Origin of the sequence: Bacillus carboniphilus (assembly GCF_020524035.2) — a bacterium.
Classification (GTDB): Bacteria; Bacillota; Bacilli; order Bacillales; family JAIVKR01; genus Bacillus_CC.
Genome location: NZ_CP129013.1, coordinates 2,029,461 through 2,049,189, shown reverse-complemented (window position 1 = coordinate 2,049,189; position 19,729 = coordinate 2,029,461). Strand labels below are relative to the sequence as shown.

General features: G+C 36.3%; 15 protein-coding genes, 8 pseudogenes and 2 riboswitches. Of the genes and pseudogenes, 19 read left to right on the top strand and 4 right to left on the bottom strand.

Annotated elements, in window-relative coordinates:
* Nucleotides 1-112: 112 nt before the first annotated feature.
* The gene (locus LC087_RS10525) at nt 113-1,105 is read right to left on the bottom strand and encodes an ABC transporter substrate-binding protein (RefSeq protein ID WP_226541114.1); all 993 of its coding nucleotides are present in this window, start codon (nt 1,103-1,105) and stop codon (nt 113-115) included.
* Between the two features lie 204 nt (nt 1,106-1,309).
* Between LC087_RS10525 and LC087_RS10520 the strand changes: the two genes are divergently transcribed.
* The 4 genes and pseudogenes from LC087_RS10520 (at nt 1,310) to LC087_RS10505 (ending at nt 4,424) form a co-directional block, all read left to right on the top strand.
* Nucleotides 1,310-2,248, top strand: a complete 939-nt coding sequence (locus LC087_RS10520; protein ID WP_226541188.1) for a FecCD family ABC transporter permease — start codon at nt 1,310-1,312, stop codon at nt 2,246-2,248.
* Complete coding sequence (locus LC087_RS10515; protein ID WP_226541112.1) at nt 2,245-3,297, top strand: FecCD family ABC transporter permease; 1,053 nt, start codon at nt 2,245-2,247, stop codon at nt 3,295-3,297. Before LC087_RS10520 ends, LC087_RS10515 begins: the two co-directional genes overlap by 4 nt.
* Nucleotides 3,298-3,312: 15 nt before the next feature.
* Nucleotides 3,313-4,130 (top strand): annotated as a pseudogene (locus LC087_RS10510) (ABC transporter ATP-binding protein).
* Between the two features lie 35 nt (nt 4,131-4,165).
* A pseudogene (locus LC087_RS10505) lies at nt 4,166-4,424 on the top strand (DUF2573 family protein).
* 41 nt (nt 4,425-4,465) lie between these two features.
* On the opposite strand, the gene LC087_RS10500 reads toward LC087_RS10505, so the two are convergent.
* Entirely contained in the window at nt 4,466-4,804 is a 339-nt protein-coding gene (locus LC087_RS10500) for a spore coat protein (protein WP_226541109.1), read from the bottom strand.
* Between the two features lie 14 nt (nt 4,805-4,818).
* Complete coding sequence (locus tag LC087_RS10495; protein WP_226541108.1) at nt 4,819-5,079, bottom strand: hypothetical protein; 261 nt, start codon at nt 5,077-5,079, stop codon at nt 4,819-4,821.
* 247 nt (nt 5,080-5,326) lie between these two features.
* Between LC087_RS10495 and LC087_RS10490 the strand changes: the two genes are divergently transcribed.
* A complete protein-coding gene (locus LC087_RS10490) occupies nt 5,327-6,244 on the top strand; it encodes a proline dehydrogenase family protein (protein ID WP_226541107.1) in 918 nt (305 codons plus the stop codon).
* A 49-nt stretch (nt 6,245-6,293) separates the two neighbouring features.
* Here the strand turns inward: LC087_RS10490 and LC087_RS10485 are convergent, their stop codons facing one another.
* On the bottom strand, nt 6,294-6,443 hold the full coding sequence (locus tag LC087_RS10485; protein WP_226541106.1) for a YuzL family protein: 150 nt from the start codon (nt 6,441-6,443) through the stop codon (nt 6,294-6,296).
* Between the two features lie 193 nt (nt 6,444-6,636).
* Between LC087_RS10485 and LC087_RS10480 the strand changes: the two are divergent.
* From LC087_RS10480 to LC087_RS10420, 14 genes and pseudogenes are all read left to right on the top strand, one after another.
* A pseudogene (locus tag LC087_RS10480) lies at nt 6,637-9,024 on the top strand (3-hydroxyacyl-CoA dehydrogenase/enoyl-CoA hydratase family protein).
* 20 nt (nt 9,025-9,044) lie between these two features.
* Nucleotides 9,045-10,222, top strand: a pseudogene (locus LC087_RS10475) (acetyl-CoA C-acetyltransferase).
* 120 nt (nt 10,223-10,342) lie between these two features.
* Nucleotides 10,343-11,608: an acyl-CoA dehydrogenase family protein gene (locus LC087_RS10470; protein ID WP_371932583.1), complete on the top strand. Its 1,266-nt coding sequence runs from the start codon at nt 10,343-10,345 to the stop codon at nt 11,606-11,608.
* Nucleotides 11,601-12,127: pseudogene (locus tag LC087_RS19700) on the top strand (hypothetical protein). Before LC087_RS10470 ends, LC087_RS19700 begins: the two are co-directional and overlap by 8 nt.
* Nucleotides 12,128-12,263: 136 nt before the next feature.
* Complete coding sequence (locus tag LC087_RS10465) at nt 12,264-12,626, top strand: arsenate reductase family protein (protein ID WP_226541101.1); 363 nt, start codon at nt 12,264-12,266, stop codon at nt 12,624-12,626.
* A 31-nt stretch (nt 12,627-12,657) separates the two neighbouring features.
* Complete coding sequence (gene gcvH / locus LC087_RS10460; RefSeq protein WP_226541100.1) at nt 12,658-13,041, top strand: glycine cleavage system protein GcvH; 384 nt, start codon at nt 12,658-12,660, stop codon at nt 13,039-13,041.
* Nucleotides 13,042-13,116: 75 nt separating this feature from the next.
* On the top strand, nt 13,117-13,359 hold the full coding sequence (locus tag LC087_RS10455) for a YusG family protein (protein WP_226541099.1): 243 nt from the start codon (nt 13,117-13,119) through the stop codon (nt 13,357-13,359).
* 726 nt (nt 13,360-14,085) lie between these two features.
* Complete coding sequence (locus LC087_RS10450) at nt 14,086-14,460, top strand: ribonuclease M5 (RefSeq protein ID WP_226541097.1); 375 nt, start codon at nt 14,086-14,088, stop codon at nt 14,458-14,460.
* A 39-nt stretch (nt 14,461-14,499) separates the two neighbouring features.
* Nucleotides 14,500-14,811: a thioredoxin family protein gene (locus LC087_RS10445; RefSeq protein WP_226541096.1), complete on the top strand. Its 312-nt coding sequence runs from the start codon at nt 14,500-14,502 to the stop codon at nt 14,809-14,811.
* A 114-nt stretch (nt 14,812-14,925) separates the two neighbouring features.
* Entirely contained in the window at nt 14,926-15,234 is a 309-nt protein-coding gene (locus LC087_RS10440; protein WP_226541094.1) for a hypothetical protein, read from the top strand.
* Between the two features lie 73 nt (nt 15,235-15,307).
* Nucleotides 15,308-15,411: riboswitch (SAM riboswitch) on the top strand.
* 132 nt (nt 15,412-15,543) lie between these two features.
* Nucleotides 15,544-16,844: pseudogene (locus LC087_RS10435) on the top strand (O-acetylhomoserine aminocarboxypropyltransferase/cysteine synthase family protein).
* 97 nt (nt 16,845-16,941) lie between these two features.
* A riboswitch (SAM riboswitch) is annotated at nt 16,942-17,056 on the top strand.
* A 101-nt stretch (nt 17,057-17,157) separates the two neighbouring features.
* Complete coding sequence (locus LC087_RS10430) at nt 17,158-18,165, top strand: methionine ABC transporter ATP-binding protein (RefSeq protein WP_226541090.1); 1,008 nt, start codon at nt 17,158-17,160, stop codon at nt 18,163-18,165.
* Nucleotides 18,159-18,820 (top strand): annotated as a pseudogene (locus LC087_RS10425) (methionine ABC transporter permease). Before LC087_RS10430 ends, LC087_RS10425 begins: the two are co-directional and overlap by 7 nt.
* Before the next feature lie 18 nt (nt 18,821-18,838).
* Nucleotides 18,839-19,652 (top strand): annotated as a pseudogene (locus tag LC087_RS10420) (MetQ/NlpA family ABC transporter substrate-binding protein).
* Nucleotides 19,653-19,729: the final 77 nt, after the last annotated feature.

Genomic DNA, 19,729 nt, shown 5'->3' with positions numbered 1-19,729 from the left:
GATGATGTTCCATTTCTTCAACATCGAAGCCTGCGGCTTTTCGTGTTTCCTTTATCTCATACGGAGTGCTCAAGCCCCTTCGTTGCTAAACGGTCGCTTTCGCTTTTCTTAATTATTCAGCAAAGTATGCTTCAAGCTGATCAATCATCAAGTTTGCTGCTTTAACGCCACCTGCTGTGTTCCAAATTGAATCTTCAACGCGTTTTACATTGCCTTCTTCAACAACAGATAATTTCTCCCAAAGTGGATCGTTTGTCCATTCTTCTTCAGTTTTCATTGCTCCGTCGTATGATTTTTCGTCATATGGAGGAGCGTACGTGAAATAGAATAAATGATCTGCATCCATCTCTGGAATTTGCTCTTTCGTTACTTCCATTGCAAAATTGCCGTACTCGTTGCCATCAAACAATGCTTCAAGGTTTTCTGGACGTTTAAAACCTAATTGTTCAAGGATCACACCCGAGAATGAATCTTTATAATAGATTCTCGCCATATCAGCTTGGAAACGAACAACCGAAATAGTTTGGTCTGTTTTTTCTCCAAGATTTGTTTTGACTTCTTCGATGCGGTCATTAAATTGAGCGATGACTTCTTTTCCTTCTTCTTCCTTATTTAATGCCTTTGTATATAATTCGAAATTTGCTTGCCAATTGCCTGTTAACGTTTCAGCGAAAACCGTTGGCGCAATTTCATTAAGCTTATCGTAAAAAGCTTCTTGACGTACTTTATTTCCGATAATTAAATCTGGTTCTAGGGTAGCGATTTTTTCTAAGTCAGGACCCATTTCGTTTCCAACTACTTCTACTCCATCCATTTCATCAGCAATATGATCATACCAAGGATCCCCTAACCATGATTGAACAGCCCCTACCGGTTTAACACCAACTGCAAGAAGAGCCTCTGTACCTTCGTTCGTTAAAACAACAACTTTTTCAGGTGTTTCTTCTAATGTTGTTTCACCCATAGCGTGTTCGATTGTATAACTAGTATCCTCAGTTTTATTATCATCTTTATTTTTCTCATCAGAGCTTGCAGTTTCAGAGTTGCCACAAGCAGTCATGAGCCCAAGTAAAAGAACAAGCCCAAATAGCCATGCTTTTTTCATCTATAATCCCCCTAAGTTATGTATTGAAATTTATTGATAATGAATATCATTCACATAAGATATAATATTTGGTATAATAATAAATGTCAAGATAAATAGTGAAAATAATTCTCATTATCAATAGAAAGTGTGAAAATCTTGTTTAGACATTCTACTATAATCACTAAGGTTTTTGTTCTCATATTACTGTTATTTATTCTTATAATGTCAATGCTTGCTAGTTTAGTATATGGATACACGGATATCGGATGGGGGGAAGTGTATCGATCGTTTACCTCTTTTGATGGTGAAAACAATCATTTAATTGTTCAAACCGTGCGGCTGCCCCGTTCAATTATAGCGGCTGTAGTTGGATCAGGGCTAGCTATAGCAGGCGTTTTAATGCAAGCGATTACGAGAAATCCACTTGCTTCTCCTACTATTTTAGGAATCAATTCTGGTGCTGGTTTTTTTATTGTATTCGCCTTTTCTTTTTTAGGAATTAATGATGTAACATCGTTTATGTTTATCTCCTTCTTAGGTGCTGCTATCGCTTCAATCGTCGTTTTCGTTTTTAGTTCTATTGGGAGAGAAGGAGTTACTCCAATGAAGCTTACGCTGGCTGGCGCGGCGATTGCTGCCCTGTTTTCTTCATTAACTCAAGGCTTACTTGTGATTAATGAGGCAGCTTTAGATCAAGTTTTATTTTGGTTAGCAGGATCTGTTCAAGGGCGTGATTTAGAACAACTCTATCCAGTTTTACCATTTATGTTTCTTGCCATCATTTTAAGTTTCCACATAGCGAATCAACTAAATCTTCTATCGATGGGCGATGAAGTAGCAGAGGGGTTAGGAGTAAAGACAATCTATACACGTTTAATAGCTGCGATAGCCGTCGTATTATTAGCTGGTGGTGCAGTTAGTGTGGCAGGTCCGATTGGTTTTATAGGTATTATTATTCCACATGTAAGTCGCTTCATTATTGGTACAGATCATAGGTGGCTTATCCCGTTAAGTGGACTGCTTGGAGGGATTCTTCTTGTCATTGCAGATATAAGTGCCAGATATGTTGTTAGCCCAGAAGAAGCGCCAGTAGGGGTGATGACGTCATTAATTGGCATTCCTTTATTTGTTTATATCGCTAGAAAGGGTGTAGGGAAATGAATAGACATATCACTGTCAGGGCAAAAAATCATTTCTCCTTTTTAGTTGATGTGAAGGCCCTAATAACAATCGTCATATTAATCGTACTTACATTTTTATTCATTCTTAGTAGTGCGGCGATAGGTGAAAAAAACTTTAGTTTAATCCGTGTTTTTCAAACATTCCTTGGAAATGGAAGTAGTCTAGAAAACTTGTTTATTCTTTCTTTTCGTATGCCAAGAATCATAATGTCTTTGTTTGTTGGAATATGTTTAGCTGTTGCAGGAACTATTTTGCAAAACATCGTCAAGAATCCATTGGCGTCACCTGATGTGATTGGGATTACAGGAGGAGCATCACTTGCTGTCGTTATATTTTTAACGCAATTTTCTACTATGTCAACGTCTTTAACAGTGAGTATTAAATGGCTTCCAGCCGTTGCAATTACAGGCGCATTTCTTACAGGACTCTTGATTTATATTTTTGCTTGGTCTAAAGGGATATCCCCAATTCGACTTGTGTTAATTGGTATAGGTATTTCTTTGTTTACACAGTCATTAACAACGCTTTTCATGATTAGTGGACCATTATATCAGGCTCAACAAGCAAATGTTTGGATTACAGGTACCGTTGCTACAGCTAGTTGGGAGCAAATTAATGTCTTATTTCCAGTCGTTTTATTGTTAATGATTTTGTCGCTCTTCTCTATCCGTATGATGAATATTCAGGAGTTAGGAGATACAATTGCTCGTGGAACAGGGAACCAAGTACAGTTAACCAAAAGCTTATTGTTTATTTTGAGTGTTTCTTTAACAGGAATGTCCGTTGCCTTTGCAGGAGCCATTAGTTTTGTTGGACTTATCGCCCCGCATATTGCTAGAAAATTAGTCGGATCAATGTACGGAGCACTGCTTCCTGTAGCGGCTTTAGTTGGTGGAATGATTGTGATTGCTTCTGACTTAATCGGAAGAACGTTATTCGCTCCGATTCAAGTACCTGCAGGTGTTTTTACTGCGGCAATAGGGGCACCTTATTTTCTTTATTTGTTGTATTCTAATCGGAATGTATAGAAAGAAGGGGTAGGCATGACTGGATTGGTAGCAGAAAACTTATCATTATCTTATGGTAAAGAGTTAATTATAGAAGAGTTAAATTTATCCATACCTAGAGGGGAAAATTACAGCATTAATAGGTGGAAATGGCTGCGGAAAGTCTACTTTATTGAAATCACTCGCTCGAATATTAAAGCCGAAAAAAAGGGATGGTATACTTAGACGGAGAATCCATTCATAAGCAATCGACGAAAGAAGTGGCAAAACAAGTGGCCATTCTTCCTCAATCTCCTGAGGTTCCTGAAGCAATTACTGTTTATCAGCTAGTTAGGCAAGGGAGGTATCCTCACCAATCATGGCTCAAACAATGGTCAATTGAAGATGAGGATATTGTTCAGGACGCTTTAAGGTCAACCCATATTGATCATATAGCGGATCAACCGATTGATTCATTGAGCGGCGGACAAAGGCAACGTGCATGGATTGCGATGACACTTGCACAAAATACAGAAATATTACTTCTAGATGAACCTACGACTTATTTGGATATGAGCCATCAAATAGAAGTGTTAGATTTATTGTTTGAACTGAACGAGAACAATGGGAGAACAATCGTGATGGTCCTTCATGATTTAAATTTAGCTTGCAGATATGCTCATCACCTCATTGCTTTAAAAGGAAAAACAGTTGTTCAATACGGTCGTCCGGAAGAAATTGTGACAGAAAGGTTTGTCAACAATGTTTTTAATTTGGATTGTAGTATTACAAATGATCCCGTTTTTGGTACACCGATGTGTATCCCTCATGGAAAAGGGAGAAGGGTAATGGAAGCGAATAATCGTTTAGCCTAGTTAATAGATCTAAATATGAGGGGAGGACTATTGAGTTGGATAAAGAATTTACGGATCAGTTTGGGAGTTTATTAGAGAAATATACAGAATTGATGTTAGGTGAATCGAACGAAGAATTACAAAAAAAAGGTTGAAACGTGGGTGCTTTATACTTATATTTCCAAATCGATGCCCCCTTTAGTCAAGCATTGGAATGAAAGATTTCCAGAAGGGAAACAAGCTATGAAGGAACTTATAGAGGAGATACGGACGTTAAATCAAGCATATAGAGCTGAACAAAAAAGGGAAAATTAAAAAACATCGGAGCAGCTGATTGCGCTCTGATGTTTTTTTCTTTATTGCACATATGGAGACTGTTGTTGGGCATAGGTTGAAAATTGTTGATAAGATTGGTTTATTTTTGTTGTTTCAGCAGGCTCTAGTTTATACCAACCATTTTTAAACATAAGGTCATATATTTCTCGCTGGCAGTTTTGTGTTTCGTTAAAAATAGTTTGTATGTCTTTATACAAGGATTCATGACTCATTTCATTTAAAGCTGTACAATATGAACCAGTCATATATTTTTCAGTGGCTAATAAGTCATTGACATAATCCCTTTCATTCATCTCAGGAGTTTTTGAAATGGGCGTTTCAGGATTTCCTATTTTTTGTGGTTGATTTTGTTGATTCATAGTTATGATCCCTCCTACTGAATTGATTGTTGGTTATTAGACTGGAGCTTTTGTAAAATTTGTTGATAGTGTTTGTTGTGCATTTCTCCCACCTTATTTAACTCATTTTGTACTTCCGGATTCGTGCATTGAGTCGCGAAGGAATGTGCTTTTTTCATCGCAATTAAATTCCAAGACAACATGTCCTCTAAATATAATAGATCTTTCGTTGATAAAACATTAGGTGGCTGATTCATTGTATTCGTTACTTGATTGGTTGACGTTTGTTGTTGCATATTGGTTTGTTCCTCCTTACACAATAGTCAATAATAGACTTCCACATGTTTGATTTTTTATTCAAAGTTCATTTTTCATGTTCGTTTTAATTTGCTTGTTATCTTGAGTAAATAAAAGTATATTAAACAAAGGGAGATTAATGATAAAATATTATAAGGCAGACGATATAAAATAACTAAGAATGGCTTGATTTAGCTAAATTTAACGTTATTATCAGGAGTGATTTTGTCTTTAGGAGGTTGTTCTATGGAACAAATTTTACGAAATTCATTTTTATTCTTATCGAAAAATAAAGCATTAACAAAGTTGGCTAAACGATATGGACTTAAATTTGGTGCTTCAAGGTTTGTTGCAGGGGAAACCATTAATCTTGCTTCCGATGTTATTCGAAAATTAAATCAAGAAAATTTAGATGTGACGATTGATTATTTAGGTGAGTTTGTTGATAACGAAGTTGAAGCAAATGAAATGGCAGATCATTGTATAGAGGCAATCAAGGCAATCGGACAAAAAGGACTTCGTTCTCAGTTATCTTTAAAAATGACCTCTATGGGATTGGACTTATCTGATGAAATTGTTCTTTTTAATATGAATAGAATTTTAAAAGTAGCAAAAGAATATAACGTGTTTGTGACGATAGATATGGAAGACTATTCAAGATGTGAGAAAACCCTTGAAATTTTTAAACGATTAATATCTGAATATGATAATGTTGGGACCGTTTTGCAAGCCTACCTTTACAGAACGGTTGATGATATTCAAGATTTGAATCAATATAGTCCTAACTTACGTTTAGTGAAAGGGGCTTATAAAGAATCGCCAGAAATAGCTTTTCCTAAAAAAGAAGATGTAGATGAAAACTTTAAAAAGATCATTGCGATTCATATGTTAAATGGAAACTATACTGCAATCGCTACACATGATGATGAAATTATTAATTATACAAAACAATTAGTTAAAAAACACAACATCCCAAAATCACAGTTTGAATTTCAAATGTTATATGGTATTCGTGTAGATCGACAAAGAGAGCTCGTTAAAGAAGGATACCGAATGAGGGTTTATGTTCCTTATGGGACTGACTGGTATGGGTATTTTATGAGACGATTAGCAGAGCGACCGGCTAACGTGGCGTTTGTTTTGAAAGGAATGGTAAAAAAATAATTGATTAGGAGCCTGCTTTTAGCTATTAAAAAGCAGGCCATAAAGTTAGCTATTCAGTCCCCATATTTTCTTTACCATATTGCTGGTTTTGACTCGTTTTCTTTCCACCGCCATCCATTTCATTTGTAGGTCCTGCATTTCCTTTTACACTAGAAGAACTGACAGCGGCTTTGGATGGTTGCTTTTGTCGTTTTGTCATAAAATATTTCACCTCTCATAAGGATGTTCGAGCCTATTTTACCCTTCAAGACTGAAAATAAACAAAAATAGGAACAAATCTATTGAGATCATCCTCAAAATATTTTATAGTATAAGTAGTGGGAGAAATATTCATAAAATTTTTTACAATAAAAATGAATGATTATTCATTCAAACTTAAAGGGGGATAATAAATGGTCCAGCGAATTAAAAAGGCTGCTGTTTTAGGGTCAGGTGTAATGGGCTCTGGAATTGCGCGCACTTAGCGAACATTGGTATTCCTGTATTACTATTAGACATCGTCCCAAGAGAACTTACGGACAAGGAAACGAAGCAAGGATTAACATTAGAAGATAAGGTAGTGCGTAATCGTATTGTTAACGAATCGATGAAAAAGTTGTTGAAACAAAAACCGGCACCATTAACTTCAAAAGAAAACCTATTATTAATTGAAGCAGGTAACTTTGAAGACGATTTTGAAAAACTTAAAGATGTAGATTGGATTATTGAAGTTGTAGTTGAAAACTTAGATATAAAGAAAAAAGTATTTGAAAAAGTTGAGGCAAATAGGAAGCCAGGGAGCATTGTCAGTTCAAACACTTCAGGTATTTCTATTGAAGAGATGGCTGAAGGTAGGTCTGAAGATTTTCGTAAAAATTTCTTAGGAACACACTTCTTTAACCCGCCAAGATATTTAAAGTTGTTAGAAGTCATTCCAACTAAAGATACGGACCCAGAAGTATTAGCGTTTATGAAGAAATACGGTGAAGATGAATTAGGTAAAGGTGTTGTAGAAGCAAAGGATACACCGAATTTCATCGCCAATCGAATTGGAACGTATGGATTACTTGTGACTGTCCAAGAAATGGTCAAAGGTGAATACTCTGTAGGTGAAGTAGACTCTATTACAGGTCCACTTATTGGTAGACCGAAAAGTGCCACCTTTAGAACATTGGATGTTGTTGGTCTAGATACGTTTGGTCACGTTGCAAAAAATGTTTATGACAAGGTTGAAGGTGACGAGAAAGCTGTTTTTGAACTGCCTTCCTTCATGAAGAAAATGTTGGATGAAGGTATGTTAGGAAGTAAAGTGGGTCAAGGTTTTTATAAAAAAGAAGGAAAAGAAATATTAGAACTAGATTACCAATCTTTTGGATTATGTTCCTCGTAAGAAATTGAAAACGGCTTCAATTGAGGGAGCTAAGCAAGTAAAAGGAACGCGTAACAAATTGAAAGCGCTTCTATATGCTGATGATCGAGCTGGGAACTTGCTTTGGAACATCACGAGTGCATCCCCTTCTTTATTCAGCTGAATTACTTGGAGAAATTGCAGATGATGTAATGGCGATTGACCAAGCAATGAAATGGGGATTTGGTTGGAACCTAGGTCCGTTTGAAATTTGGGATGCGATTGGTGTAAATAAAGCAGTAGAAAAGATGGAATCTGAAGGTAAAAAGATTCCAAATTGGATAAAAGAATTCATTGAAAAAGGAAACGAAACATTCTATAAGCAAGAGAATGGGGTTACTTTCTATTACCATAATGGCGAATATAGAGCATTCCATGAGAATCCAAAAGCCATTCACTTAAAAACAGTGAAAGAGGCAAAAGGAGTTATTAAGAAAAACTCTGGAGCAAGTTTAATTGATTTGGGTGATGATGTTGCGTTACTAGAATTTACGTCTCCTAATAATGCAATCGGATTAGATATTATCCAAATGTTAAATTATGCTCTTGATGAAGTAGATAAAAACTACAAAGGGCTTGTTATAGGAAACCAAGCGAAAAACTTCTGTGTCGGTGCCAATTTGGCGATGATTTTAATGGAAGCGCAAGATGAAAACTATTTCGATGTAGAAATGGTGATTAGTCAATTCCAAAAAGCCATGATGAAAATGAAATATAGCTCTAAGCCAGTTGTTGCTGCACCTTATAGTATGACTCTTGGTGGAGGAACAGAAATCTGTCTTCCTACTAGTCAAATCCAAGCCTCTTCTGAGACGTATATGGGATTAGTTGAAGCTGGAGTAGGTTTAATCCCTGGTGGGGGGAGGAAACAAAGAGCTTTATATTAAGCTGTTAGATACGATGAATAGTCAAGTTGGCTTTGACTTACAAGATGTAGCGAACAAAACATTTGAAACGATTGCAACTGCAAAAGTGTCTACATCTGGAGAAGAAGCAAGAACGTTAGGATTCTTAAATAAGGAAGATGGAATTAGCATTAACGGTGATCACTTGTTACATGATGCCAAACAGCGTGTTATATCGTTATTTGATGGTGGATACACGACACCAGTAAGAAAGAAAATTCCTGTTGTTGGTGAGTCAGGTTATGGCTGCCTTGTTACTAGGTGCAAGATCGATGCATTTATCAGGGTACGCTTCCGAGCATGATTTGAAAATTGCTGAAAAACTTGCATTTGTTATCGCTGGTGGACGTGTACCATTTGGAACTGAAGTCGATGAGCAATATTTATTAGATTTAGAAAGAGAAGCATTTTTAAGTCTAGTAGCTGAACCAAAATCTCAGCAACGCATGCAGCATATGCTTGTAAAAGGAAAGCCACTTCGTAACTAACAAAGGAGGGAGATGAAACTATGAAAGAAGCAGTAATTGTTGCAGGTGCTAGAACACCTGTAGGTAAAGCAAAAAAAGGAACATTACTCATGTTCGTCCAGATGATTTAGGTGCTTTAGTTGTTAAAGAAACGTTGAAGCGTGCAGGGAATTATGAAGGGAATATCGATGATATTATTTTTGGTTGCGCGATGCCAGAAGCAGAACAAGGTTTAAACATGGCGCGTAATATTGGTGCATTAGCAGGACTTCCTAACACAGTTCCTGCCATCACTATTAACCGTTATTGTTCATCGGGTCTACAAAGTATTGCTTATGCAGCAGAAAGAATTATGCTTGGACATTCAGATACTGTTATTGCAGGTGGAGCAGAATCTATGAGTCTTGTTCCTATGATGGGAAATACGATACGTCCAAATGCGAAACTTGCTGAAGAAGCTCCCGAGTACTATATGAGCATGGGGCATACTGCAGAGCAAGTAGCAATGAAATATGGAATATCACGTGAAGAACAAGATGCATTTGCTGTTCGCAGTCATCAAAAAGCGGCAGTTGCCCTTTCTGAAGGTAAGTTTTCTGAAGAAATCATTCCAGTTGAGGTTACGAAAAGAGAAGTTGGGGCAGATTTAAAACTTAAGGAAACAACGATGACCTTTAGTCAAGATGAATGTGTAAGACCTGGTACGAATACAGAAACTTTAGCAAAACTACGACCGGTTTTCTCTGCTAAAGGATCAGTTACAGCTGGAAACTCCTCACCAACGAATGATGGGGCTGCTTCAGTTATGGTTATGGAACGTGAGAAAGCTGAATCACTAGGTTTACAACCATTAATTAAATTCCGTTCTTTCGCGGTAGGTGGAGTTCCTCCTGAAATTATGGGGATTGGACCAGTTGTAGCTGTACCGAAGGCTCTAAAACTAGCTGGCTTAGAAGTCTCTGATATAGGATTGTTTGAATTAAATGAGGCTTTTGCTTCACAGTCTATTCAAGTTATTCGCGAATTAGGACTAGATGAAGAAAAAGTGAATGTCAATGGTGGTGCAATAGCATTAGGGCATCCTCTAGGATGTACTGGAGCCAAACTTACACTAAGCTTACTTCATGAAATGAGACGTCGTAATGAGCAGTTCGGCGTAGTAACAATGTGTATTGGTGGCGGTATGGGTGCAGCTGGAGTATTTGAGTTAATCTCTTAATTATGTCGACTTTGGCAAGAAGTTAAACGTTGAAATAGTAAGAGTACTAGATTTTCCATTTGTAATGTCTAGTACTCTTAGATTAATCATTTTAAAAGAATGAAATGGGGGAATTTTTTAATGGCTAACGTTACGGAGAAAGTTGCAAAGGGTGGAAGCTTTTTAATTGATGAAGTATTAGCAGAAGAAGTATTTGTACCTGAGGAATACTCTGACGAACAAAAAATGATTGCAAAAACAACGGAAGATTATATATTAAACGATGTTCTTCCTAATGTGGAAGCAATGGAAAATCATGAATTTGATAAATCTGTCATGTTACTGAAAAAAGCTGGGGAACTTGGATTATTAGGAGCAGACGTTCCTGAAGAGTATGGTGGAATAGAATTAGATAAGATTAGTACAGCTTTAATTACTGAAAAGTTTGCTCGTGCTGGTGGATTTTCAGTATCTTATGGTGCTCATGTAGGAATCGGTTCTTTACCTATCGTTTTGTTTGGTAATGAAGAACAAAAAAAGAAATATCTTCCCTTATTAGCGACAGGTGAAAAATTAGCTGCTTATGCGTTAACTGAGCCTGGTTCTGGATCAGATGCATTAGGAGCTAAAACAACAGCAAAACTAAATGACGAAGGTACTCATTATATTTTAAATGGTGAGAAGCAATGGATTACAAACTCAGCATTTGCTGATGTGTTTGTTGTGTATGCGAAAATTGATGGAGAACAATTCTCAGCGTTTATTGTAGAAAAAGAATATGACGGAGTTTCTACAGGACCTGAAGAGAAGAAAATGGGGATCAAAAGTTCATCTACACGTACTTTAATTTTAGAAGACGTAGCAGTACCAAAAGAGAACCTTTTAGGTGAAGCAGGAAAAGGTCACATCATTGCCTTTAATATTTTGAACATTGGACGCTATAAATTAGCATTAGGTGGAATTGGTGCATCTAAACGTTTAGTTCAACTTTCTGCAGAATATGCAAACCAACGCCAACAGTTCAAAAGACCAATCTCTAGCTTTTCACTAATTCAAGAGAAAATAGCAAATATGGCTTCTAAATTATATGCATCAGAAAGTGCTACCTATCGTACTGTAGGATTATTTGAAGCTCGTATGAGTAACCTATCAAAAGAAGAGATTAAAGACGGTAAAGCGGTTGCGGATGCCATTTCTGAATATGCGATTGAATGTTCACTAAATAAAGTTCATGGTTCTGAAACATTAGACTATATTGCCGATGAAGCAGTTCAAATTCATGGTGGATATGGCTACATGACTGAGTATGAGGTTGAAAGAGCATATCGCGATTCTCGTATTAATCGTATCTTTGAAGGAACAAACGAAATTAACCGTTTAATTGTTCCGGGCAACATTTATGCGTAAAGCGATGAAGGGTGAATTACCTTTACTTCAAAAAGCTCAAGCACTTCAAGAAGAGTTAATGATGATGATGCCAGAAGAAGTTGGTGATGGAGCCTTAGAACAAGAAAAATATTTACTCAAAAATGCCAAGAAAATGGGCTTAATGGTTGCTGGTCTTGCTGCACAAAAATATGGAGAAAAACTTCAAAAAGAGCAAGAAATATTGGTGAATATTGCAGATATGGTTAACAACATTTATACAATGGAATCAGCTATTTTACGTACAGAAAAAGCAATCAATTCGGTTGGAGAAGAAAAAGCGAGACAAAAACTTCTTTATACTCAAGTGTATTGTCAAGAAGCATTTGCGCAATTGAAGCAGATGCAAAAGAGTCCATCATAGCATCAGAAAGTGGAGACACATTGCGCATGATGCTTTCGGCATTACGTAAGTTCACTCGACACAATCCAATTAATGTGATTGAGAAAAAACGTGAAATTGCGAAAAATATCCTTGAAGCTGAAAGATTTATCGTATAATTAAATTTACAAGGCTGACTCTTTTAAGTGAGTCAGCTTTTTTTAATTTTAAGTATAATATAATAACCGTGTTGGTTATGATTTCATTTCATAATATGCTACAATACGGTTGAGAAAGTTTGAAGGCGGTGATTTTTTGGAGTTAACCTTTTATTGGTATCCGAAATGCGGCACTTGTCGGAAGGCGAAAAACTGGTTTGAAGAAAAAGGAATTGATTTGAAGCCAATACATATTGTTGAACATCCTCCTTCCAAAGACACTATTAAAGAACTTTATCAAAAAAGTGGACTACCATTAAAAAAGTTTTTTAATACAAGCGGTAAAAAGTATCGTGAGCTAGGGATGAAGGATAAAGTAGGAGTATTACCAGAAGAAGAACTACTAGCACTATTATCCTCAGATGGAATGTTACTGAAAAGACCGATTGTAACAGATGGAAAGCGAGTAACAGTAGGGTTTAAAGTAGAAGATTTTGAAGCAATTTGGGGTAATGATTGATCACAAATGTCATTTTAGGAGGTTTTAACAGATGAGTTTACCTAAAGATTTACGTTATTCAGAAGAACATGAGTGGGTAAAGATTGAAGATGGAAAGGTTAGAATTGGAATCACACATTTTGCGCAGTCAGAACTTGGTGACATTGTTTTTGTCGAGCTCCCTGAAGTAGGAGACGAAATTGAAGCCGATGAGCCTTTTGGAAGTGTAGAATCTGTAAAAACAGTCTCTGAGTTATATGCTCCGATAAATGGTACAGTTTTAGAAATAAATGAAGAATTGGAAGATAGTCCGGAGTTTGTTAATGAATCACCATATGAAAAGGCATGGATGGTGGTTGTTGAACCAAAGGATTTATCAGAAATTGATAGCTTAATGACGGATGAACAATATCAAAAAATGATAAACGAAGATTAATTGAAAATACATGATGACTCCTATTTAGGTGAAGACTAACGACAAGCGTATGTTAACTAAATAGGAGGGTGCACGATGACTTTTGAAAAACAAAAAATAGATGTAACAGACCGAATTATTGGAAAGTTTACTGGTAATCAAATTGAATTATATATGGAGGGAGAACCAATTGGTCAAATCCCTCAATCTGAAAATTCACCCTTAAATCTCAAAAATGGGTTTGAATATCACAATAGTCGTTTTTATCAATTTGCAGATGTTACCGTGCAACCGGATCAAAAATTTGTAGATTGTGATGAAGAGAATGGCTGGTGTTAAGGAGGATGACTTCTATGTCGTTCTCTTTTTATTTTAAGATCAGAAAGTATAAACTTTTTCCTTAATAAGACAGTCCTTTCATCGTTGTCTAGCTCCAGCGCCCAGCAACTCCGACGTACACGATGTGCTAGCGTCAACGTTAGTTCGCGCATCGTGACTGTTCTTAGTTGACGTTCTAATTGTTGTGCGTCGTTAAACGGGCGCGGGCGCTTTTCTTATAAGATAATAAAGTATAAACTTTGTCTTTTATAAGAAGGTGCTAACATCGTTGTCTAGCTCCAGCGCCTAGCCAGGAGACGCCTACAGGAAGTAGGTGGATCTACGTTAGTCACACGAAGTGACTGTTCTTAGTAGATCTTCTGCAATTGTCACGTAGAACAAAAGATAAAGAACATCTTTCTTTTCTCCGCGCCTTATGCTTGTCGTGGCTGAGCAAGGCGCGGGCGCTTTTCTTATATAATTCATGATTTGTATCTACATTCTTAAAACGGTCGTTTCTCTCCTTGCAGGGTATTTTTATGACATATCGAATAAGTATGTAATAAAGGGATGAAGATAAGGACTGGAGGTTGCCTTGTTAAAGTCGGTGATAATACCATCATCGTTAACCTGTACTTAGATGATGAACGTACAAAGGACTTCAGTTTTTTTAGCGACCTTTTCCCTACTTTTGAACACGCACTTGTTGAGTGTTGTTTAGATTCTGTGAAGAGATGAGTGGTACATATGTCTGTGATTGAAGTTGATAAAGTGATTATTGTTGAAGGAAAGACAGATAAGAAAAAAGTGGAAATGGTCATAAATGAACCCATAGAAGTGATATGTACAAATGGAACGTTAAGCATTGCAAAACTAGATCAGTTGATTGAAGAGTTGGCTAATAGAGACGTATATATATTTGTTGATTCGGATTATTCAGGTGATAAAATTAGAGCGCATTTTAAAAAGGAATTTCCTGAGGCTATGCATCTTTATGTTGATAAAAGTTATCGGGAGGTTGCGACAGCTCCCGAGCGGCATGTTGCAACGGTCTTGGCACAGGCAAATTTTGAGGTCCAGTCACAATATTTGTCCAGTATTAAAAATAGTGACTTTTACTAATGAAGTTATCGAGTACTTTAGAAAGGTAAGAAGAGAGTTATGGAAGAAATCACAAAAGAAGAATTAATAGAACTATTTGAAAATCGTGAAGTTCATTTTATTTATTTATATACTCCTCTTTGTGGTACATGTCAGATGGCATCTAAAATGTTGGAAGTGACTGAAACTATACTTTCCATTAAAATATACAAAAAAGATTTGAATTACATACCAGAACATGCAATGAATTGGGGTGTTCAAAGTGTCCCAGCATTAATTATATTAAAAGAACAAAAAATTATTGAAAAAGTGTTTGCTTTTGGATCAGTTGAAAACATTATTTCCATCATTAATGAGCATCAGAATTCATAAGTTAACAAAAAAAACTTTTCGAGTTAGAGAATATTTCTTGGGAAATTGTCGAATGAAAAATAAAGGAAACCTCCTAAATAAAACGTACTTTTTATATTAAAGGAGGTTTTTGTGATGGATGAATTTCCTATACTAAATGAAGCGGTCAAAAAAATGGTCCCTCCATACAAGCTTACGGTTTGCTTTCAAAAAGAAAAGCAGAATGATCTATATATCTTGAAAAAACAAGGATTGATAAAGTGTGAAATAACCAATGTTCAGGTTGATATCGTGATTAAAGTGACTGAACCCTTCTTCGAAAATTTAGTAAAAGGAAAGGTGTCGCTTTATTCTTTAATAAAATCAAATGAAGTTACTGTAAAGGGATCGTATCGTCATATATTAAAATTGGATGCGATCCTTTATTTAAGGAATATTATTTAAAATATTCAGAATTTTTATTGACTTTCAGAAAAGTTGTTGCTATTATAAGTAATCATTAGAGTCACCATATAAAATCTTATCAAGAGAGGCTGAGGGACTGGCCCTAAGACGCCCGGCAACCGGTTTTAAACCACGGTGCTAATTCCAGCAGAATATCTATATTCTGAAAGATAAGAAGATAATCATGTTAAGTAAGAGATTAACATAGGTTACAGACCGTTACTTGATTATTTCTTCTTGTGAACGAGTTTGTCCCTTTTGTTAATCTCTTTTTGTTTTATCAAACTTAAAAAAGGAGAGGATTTACTGATGACTAAAGAATACCAATTGGAAACATTGAATATTCATGGAGGTTTACAGGATAGGTCCACCACAGGTGAAAGAGCAGTCCCCATTTATCAATCCACTGCATATTTATTTAAAGACACAAAACATGCTGCCAACTTATTTGCTTTGAAAGAGCCTGGTTATATTTACACTCGAATTCATAATCCTACAGTCACGGTACTTGAAGAGCGAATTTCCGCTCTTGAAGGAGGAATTGGTAGTTTAGCAGTTGCCAGCGGGATGGCGCCATTACTTTATCGATCTTAAACATAGCAGAAGCAGGGGATGAAATTGTTTCAGCCTCAACCTTATATGGAGGAACATACAATTTATTTGCGGTAACCTTACCTAAGTACGGAATTAAAGTGACGTTTGTTGATCCGACTGACCCAGAAAACTTTAGGCAAGCTATAACTTCGAAAACGAAAGCGATTTTTGCAGAAACCATTGGCAATCCTAGCTTAGTTGTCCTCGATATTGAAGCTGTTGCTGAAGTTGCTCATGAAGCAGGAATTCCATTAATTATTGATAATACTTTTGCTACTCCTTATTTATGTAGGCCGATTGAACATGGGGCTGATATTGTCATTCATTCTGCAACGAAATGGTTACTAGGAAATGGGACTACATTAGGAGGAATTATTGTTGATGGTGGGAATTTTGATTGGAATTCAGAAAAGTTTCCAAGCCTTATTCAACCTGATGAAAGCTATAATGGGATTGTTTATGCTAGGGACGTCCCTAAAGCAGCTTTCATAACAAAAGCGCGAGTACAGCTTCTAAGAGATCTTGGACCTGCTTTAAGTCCATACCATGCTTTTCAATTTAGTTTAGGTCTAGAGACACTACATGTGAGAATAAAGGAACATATCCGAAATACACGCTTGTTAGTGAAGTATTTACTAAAACACCCACAAGTAACTTGGGTGACTTATCCTGAATTAGATGAACATCCGACAAAAGAATTAGCCACTAAATATTTACCTAAAGGTGCCGGTTCTGTTATTGTCTTTGGGATTGAAGGCGGAAGAGCAGCAGGAGAGCAATTTATTAACTCAGTTCACCTATGGTCACATGTGGCAAATGTTGGAGATGCAAAGAGCTTAATTATTCATCCTACAAGTACAACTCATCAACAATTGAGTGATGAAGGATTGACCGATTCAGGAGTGACTGAAGATTTGATTCGATTATCTGTGGGCATCGAGCACATTGATGACCTTATAAAGGATCTAGATCAAGCCTTTAAAAAGGTTTTAGAATATGCATCGAGTGTGAAATAGGAGTAACGTAAAGAATTTTTTGTTGACACTATTTTTGACCCGTGATAGAATTCTCTCATGTTAAATAAGTACGTTAAAATTGAATAAAAGTTATTTTCTCTTATTTAGAGAGGTGGAGGGAAGTGCCCTATGAAGCCCGGCAACCGTCAATGAAATATTGAAATGGTGCCAAATCACGCAATGCGAATTATACTCGCTTTGAAAGATGAGGGAAAGGTTTTTAATACGTAATTTAAAATGCCTTTCTGCTTATATGCGGAAAGGCATTTTGTTTTATTTAACAGTCATTTTCAACATGAGGGAAGGTGAAGCAATGATCACGCTAACAAACATTAGTAAAGAATATGGAAGTGGTGCTATAAAAGCATTAGATGATATTAATTTAAAAATCAATAAAGGTGAAATATATGGAATAGTAGGTTACAGTGGGGCGGGAAAAAGTACGTTAATTCGCTTGTTAAATGGGTTGGAAACACCTACTGAAGGTGAAGTTCACATTGGTCAACTAAATCTTAGCAAGTTAAATGAAAAAGAATTAAGAAAACAAAGAAAAGAAATAGGAATGGTCTTTCAGCATTTTAATCTTTTGTGGTCTAGAACTGTGAAAGAGAACATTTCTTTTTCTCTAGAAATTGCAGGAGTACCTAAAAAGGAAAGGCTTCAAAGAGTGGAAGAATTGGTTCAATTAGTTGGATTGGAGGGGCGAGAAAATGCTTATCCGTCTCAACTTAGTGGAGGTCAAAAGCAAAGAGTGGGTATTGCTAGAGCATTAGCCAATCATCCTCAAGTACTATTGTGTGATGAAGCCACTTCTGCCTTAGATCCACAGACAACAGATTCGATATTACAACTGTTAGTAGATATTAATCAATCATTAGGATTAACGATTGTGTTAATAACTCATGAAATGCATGTCATCAAAAAAATTTGTCATAAAGTTGCGGTTATGGAGAATGGCAACGTGGTTGAAGAGGGAGATGTTTTAAAAGTTTTTAAAGATCCCATTCAACCAATAACGAAAAAATTTGTAAAGCAAATCTCTGGAGGTTCAGAATCACTCGCAGAATTGCAAGCTTTATATAAAAAGGGTTTTTTACTGCAACTTACCTTTACAGGCGCTTCCGTTAGTCAGCCGATACTAGCTGTAGTTATTGAAAAATTGAAGGTTGACATGAATGTTTTACAAGCAAACATTTCTTATACACAAAAAGGCGCTTTTGGAACGATGATCGTTCATATAGATGGGACAATTGAAGAGGTAGTAGAAACGCAACAACTGTTGAATGATGAACAGGTTAAAGTAGAGGTGCACGCATGTTGAAGTTTGAAAATGTAAATTGGGATAAAGTGCTTGAAGCTACTTTAGAAACCATTTATATGACCGCAATCTCTGTTGTATTTACCTGTATGTTTGGCTTTATTCTTGGAGTGTTACTCTTCTTAACTTCAAAGGATAACTTGTGGGAGAACAAAAGTGTAAATGCAATCATTGCAGGAGTAGTTAATACGTCTCGTTCAATTCCTTTTATCATCCTAATTATTTTACTTTTACCTTTTACAAAAGTGATTGTAGGTTCCATGTTAGGAGCGAATGCTGCCTTGCCAGCACTCATTATTGGTTCCGCTCCTTTTTTTGGACGAATGGTAGAGACATCGCTTCGAGAAATTGACAAAGGTGTAATTGAAGCAGCCAAATCAATGGGCACTCATTCATTTAAAATTATTTATAAAGTGTTAATTCCAGAATCATTACCACTCTTGTGTCAAGTTTAACTGTTACGGCTATTGCGCTCGTCGGTTATACTGCAATGGCAGGTGTGGTTGGGGCTGGAGGATTAGGCAACTTAGCTTATTTGGAGGGGTTTCAAAGAAATAGAGGGGATGTCACAATCGTTGCAACATTAATAATCTTATTGATCGTTTTTATCATTCAATTTATAGGTGACTATACATCAAACAAATTAGATAAAAGATAACATAGAGGAGGAAAAAATATGAAGAAATTATTGTTTTCACTAACGTTAGGAGCTTTATTCTTATTTATAACTGGGTGTGGAACATCGGCTGATTCAGAGAATGTAATTAAAGTAGGTGCCTCTCCCGTGCCACATGTGGAAATTTTAGAAGAAGCGAAAAACTTGCTTGAGGAAAAAGGGTATGAGTTGGAAATTGTTGAGTTTACCGATTATGTGCTTCCTAATAAAAGCTTAAATGAAGGGGAGATTGATGCAAATTATTTTCAACATACCCCTTATTTAGAGCTTCAAAAAGAAGAACATGAATATGACTTTGTTAGTGTAGGAGCCGTCCACATTGAGCCAATTGGCGTTTATTCGAAACGTTATTCTTCTTTAGAAGAGCTGCCTGAAGGAGCCTCTATTTTGATGAGTAATTCGGTTTCAGATCATGGTCGCATCCTATCTTTATTAGAAGAAAAAGGGCTTATTTCATTGAAAGATGAAGTCGAGAAATCGGCAAGCTACAGTAGATGATATTGCGGAAAATCCTAAAAAATTTTCTTTTCAAACTGATGTAGAACCAGCTCTGTTAACGAAGGCATATGAAAACGATGAAGCAGATGCAATTCTAATCAATGGAAATCTTGCGTTAGATGGTGGGTTAAATCCAGCAGTGGATGCGATTGAGCTAGAATCTGGTGTGGATAATCCTTATGCGAACCTTATTGTTGTAAGGTCAGAAGATAAGGAGAAAGAGAAAATTAAAGTTCTTGTTGAGGTTTTACAATCAGAAGAAATTCAAACGTTCATTGAAGAGGAATACCAGGGAACCGTTTTACCAGCTAATTAATAAAGTGAAAATGGCAAGTGAGGGTGATGAAAAGCGCTTTCACTTGCATAGTGTTAGTTTAAATATCTGAATATTAA

Coding starts and splice junctions, on each gene's coding strand:
- LC087_RS10525 (WP_226541114.1), bottom strand. CDS start 1,105: ATGAAAAAAGCATGGCTATTTGGGCTTGTTCTTTTACTTGGGCTCATG.
- LC087_RS10520 (WP_226541188.1), top strand. CDS start 1,310: ATGTCAATGCTTGCTAGTTTAGTATATGGATACACGGATATCGGATGG.
- LC087_RS10515 (WP_226541112.1), top strand. CDS start 2,245: ATGAATAGACATATCACTGTCAGGGCAAAAAATCATTTCTCCTTTTTA.
- LC087_RS10500 (WP_226541109.1), bottom strand. CDS start 4,804: ATGAATCAACAAAATCAACCACAAAAAATAGGAAATCCTGAAACGCCC.
- LC087_RS10495 (WP_226541108.1), bottom strand. CDS start 5,079: ATGCAACAACAAACGTCAACCAATCAAGTAACGAATACAATGAATCAG.
- LC087_RS10490 (WP_226541107.1), top strand. CDS start 5,327: ATGGAACAAATTTTACGAAATTCATTTTTATTCTTATCGAAAAATAAA.
- LC087_RS10485 (WP_226541106.1), bottom strand. CDS start 6,443: ATGACAAAACGACAAAAGCAACCATCCAAAGCCGCTGTCAGTTCTTCT.
- LC087_RS10470 (WP_371932583.1), top strand. CDS start 10,343: ATGGCTAACGTTACGGAGAAAGTTGCAAAGGGTGGAAGCTTTTTAATT.
- gcvH (WP_226541100.1), top strand. CDS start 12,658: ATGAGTTTACCTAAAGATTTACGTTATTCAGAAGAACATGAGTGGGTA.
- LC087_RS10455 (WP_226541099.1), top strand. CDS start 13,117: ATGACTTTTGAAAAACAAAAAATAGATGTAACAGACCGAATTATTGGA.
- LC087_RS10450 (WP_226541097.1), top strand. CDS start 14,086: ATGTCTGTGATTGAAGTTGATAAAGTGATTATTGTTGAAGGAAAGACA.
- LC087_RS10445 (WP_226541096.1), top strand. CDS start 14,500: ATGGAAGAAATCACAAAAGAAGAATTAATAGAACTATTTGAAAATCGT.
- LC087_RS10440 (WP_226541094.1), top strand. CDS start 14,926: ATGGATGAATTTCCTATACTAAATGAAGCGGTCAAAAAAATGGTCCCT.
- LC087_RS10430 (WP_226541090.1), top strand. CDS start 17,158: ATGATCACGCTAACAAACATTAGTAAAGAATATGGAAGTGGTGCTATA.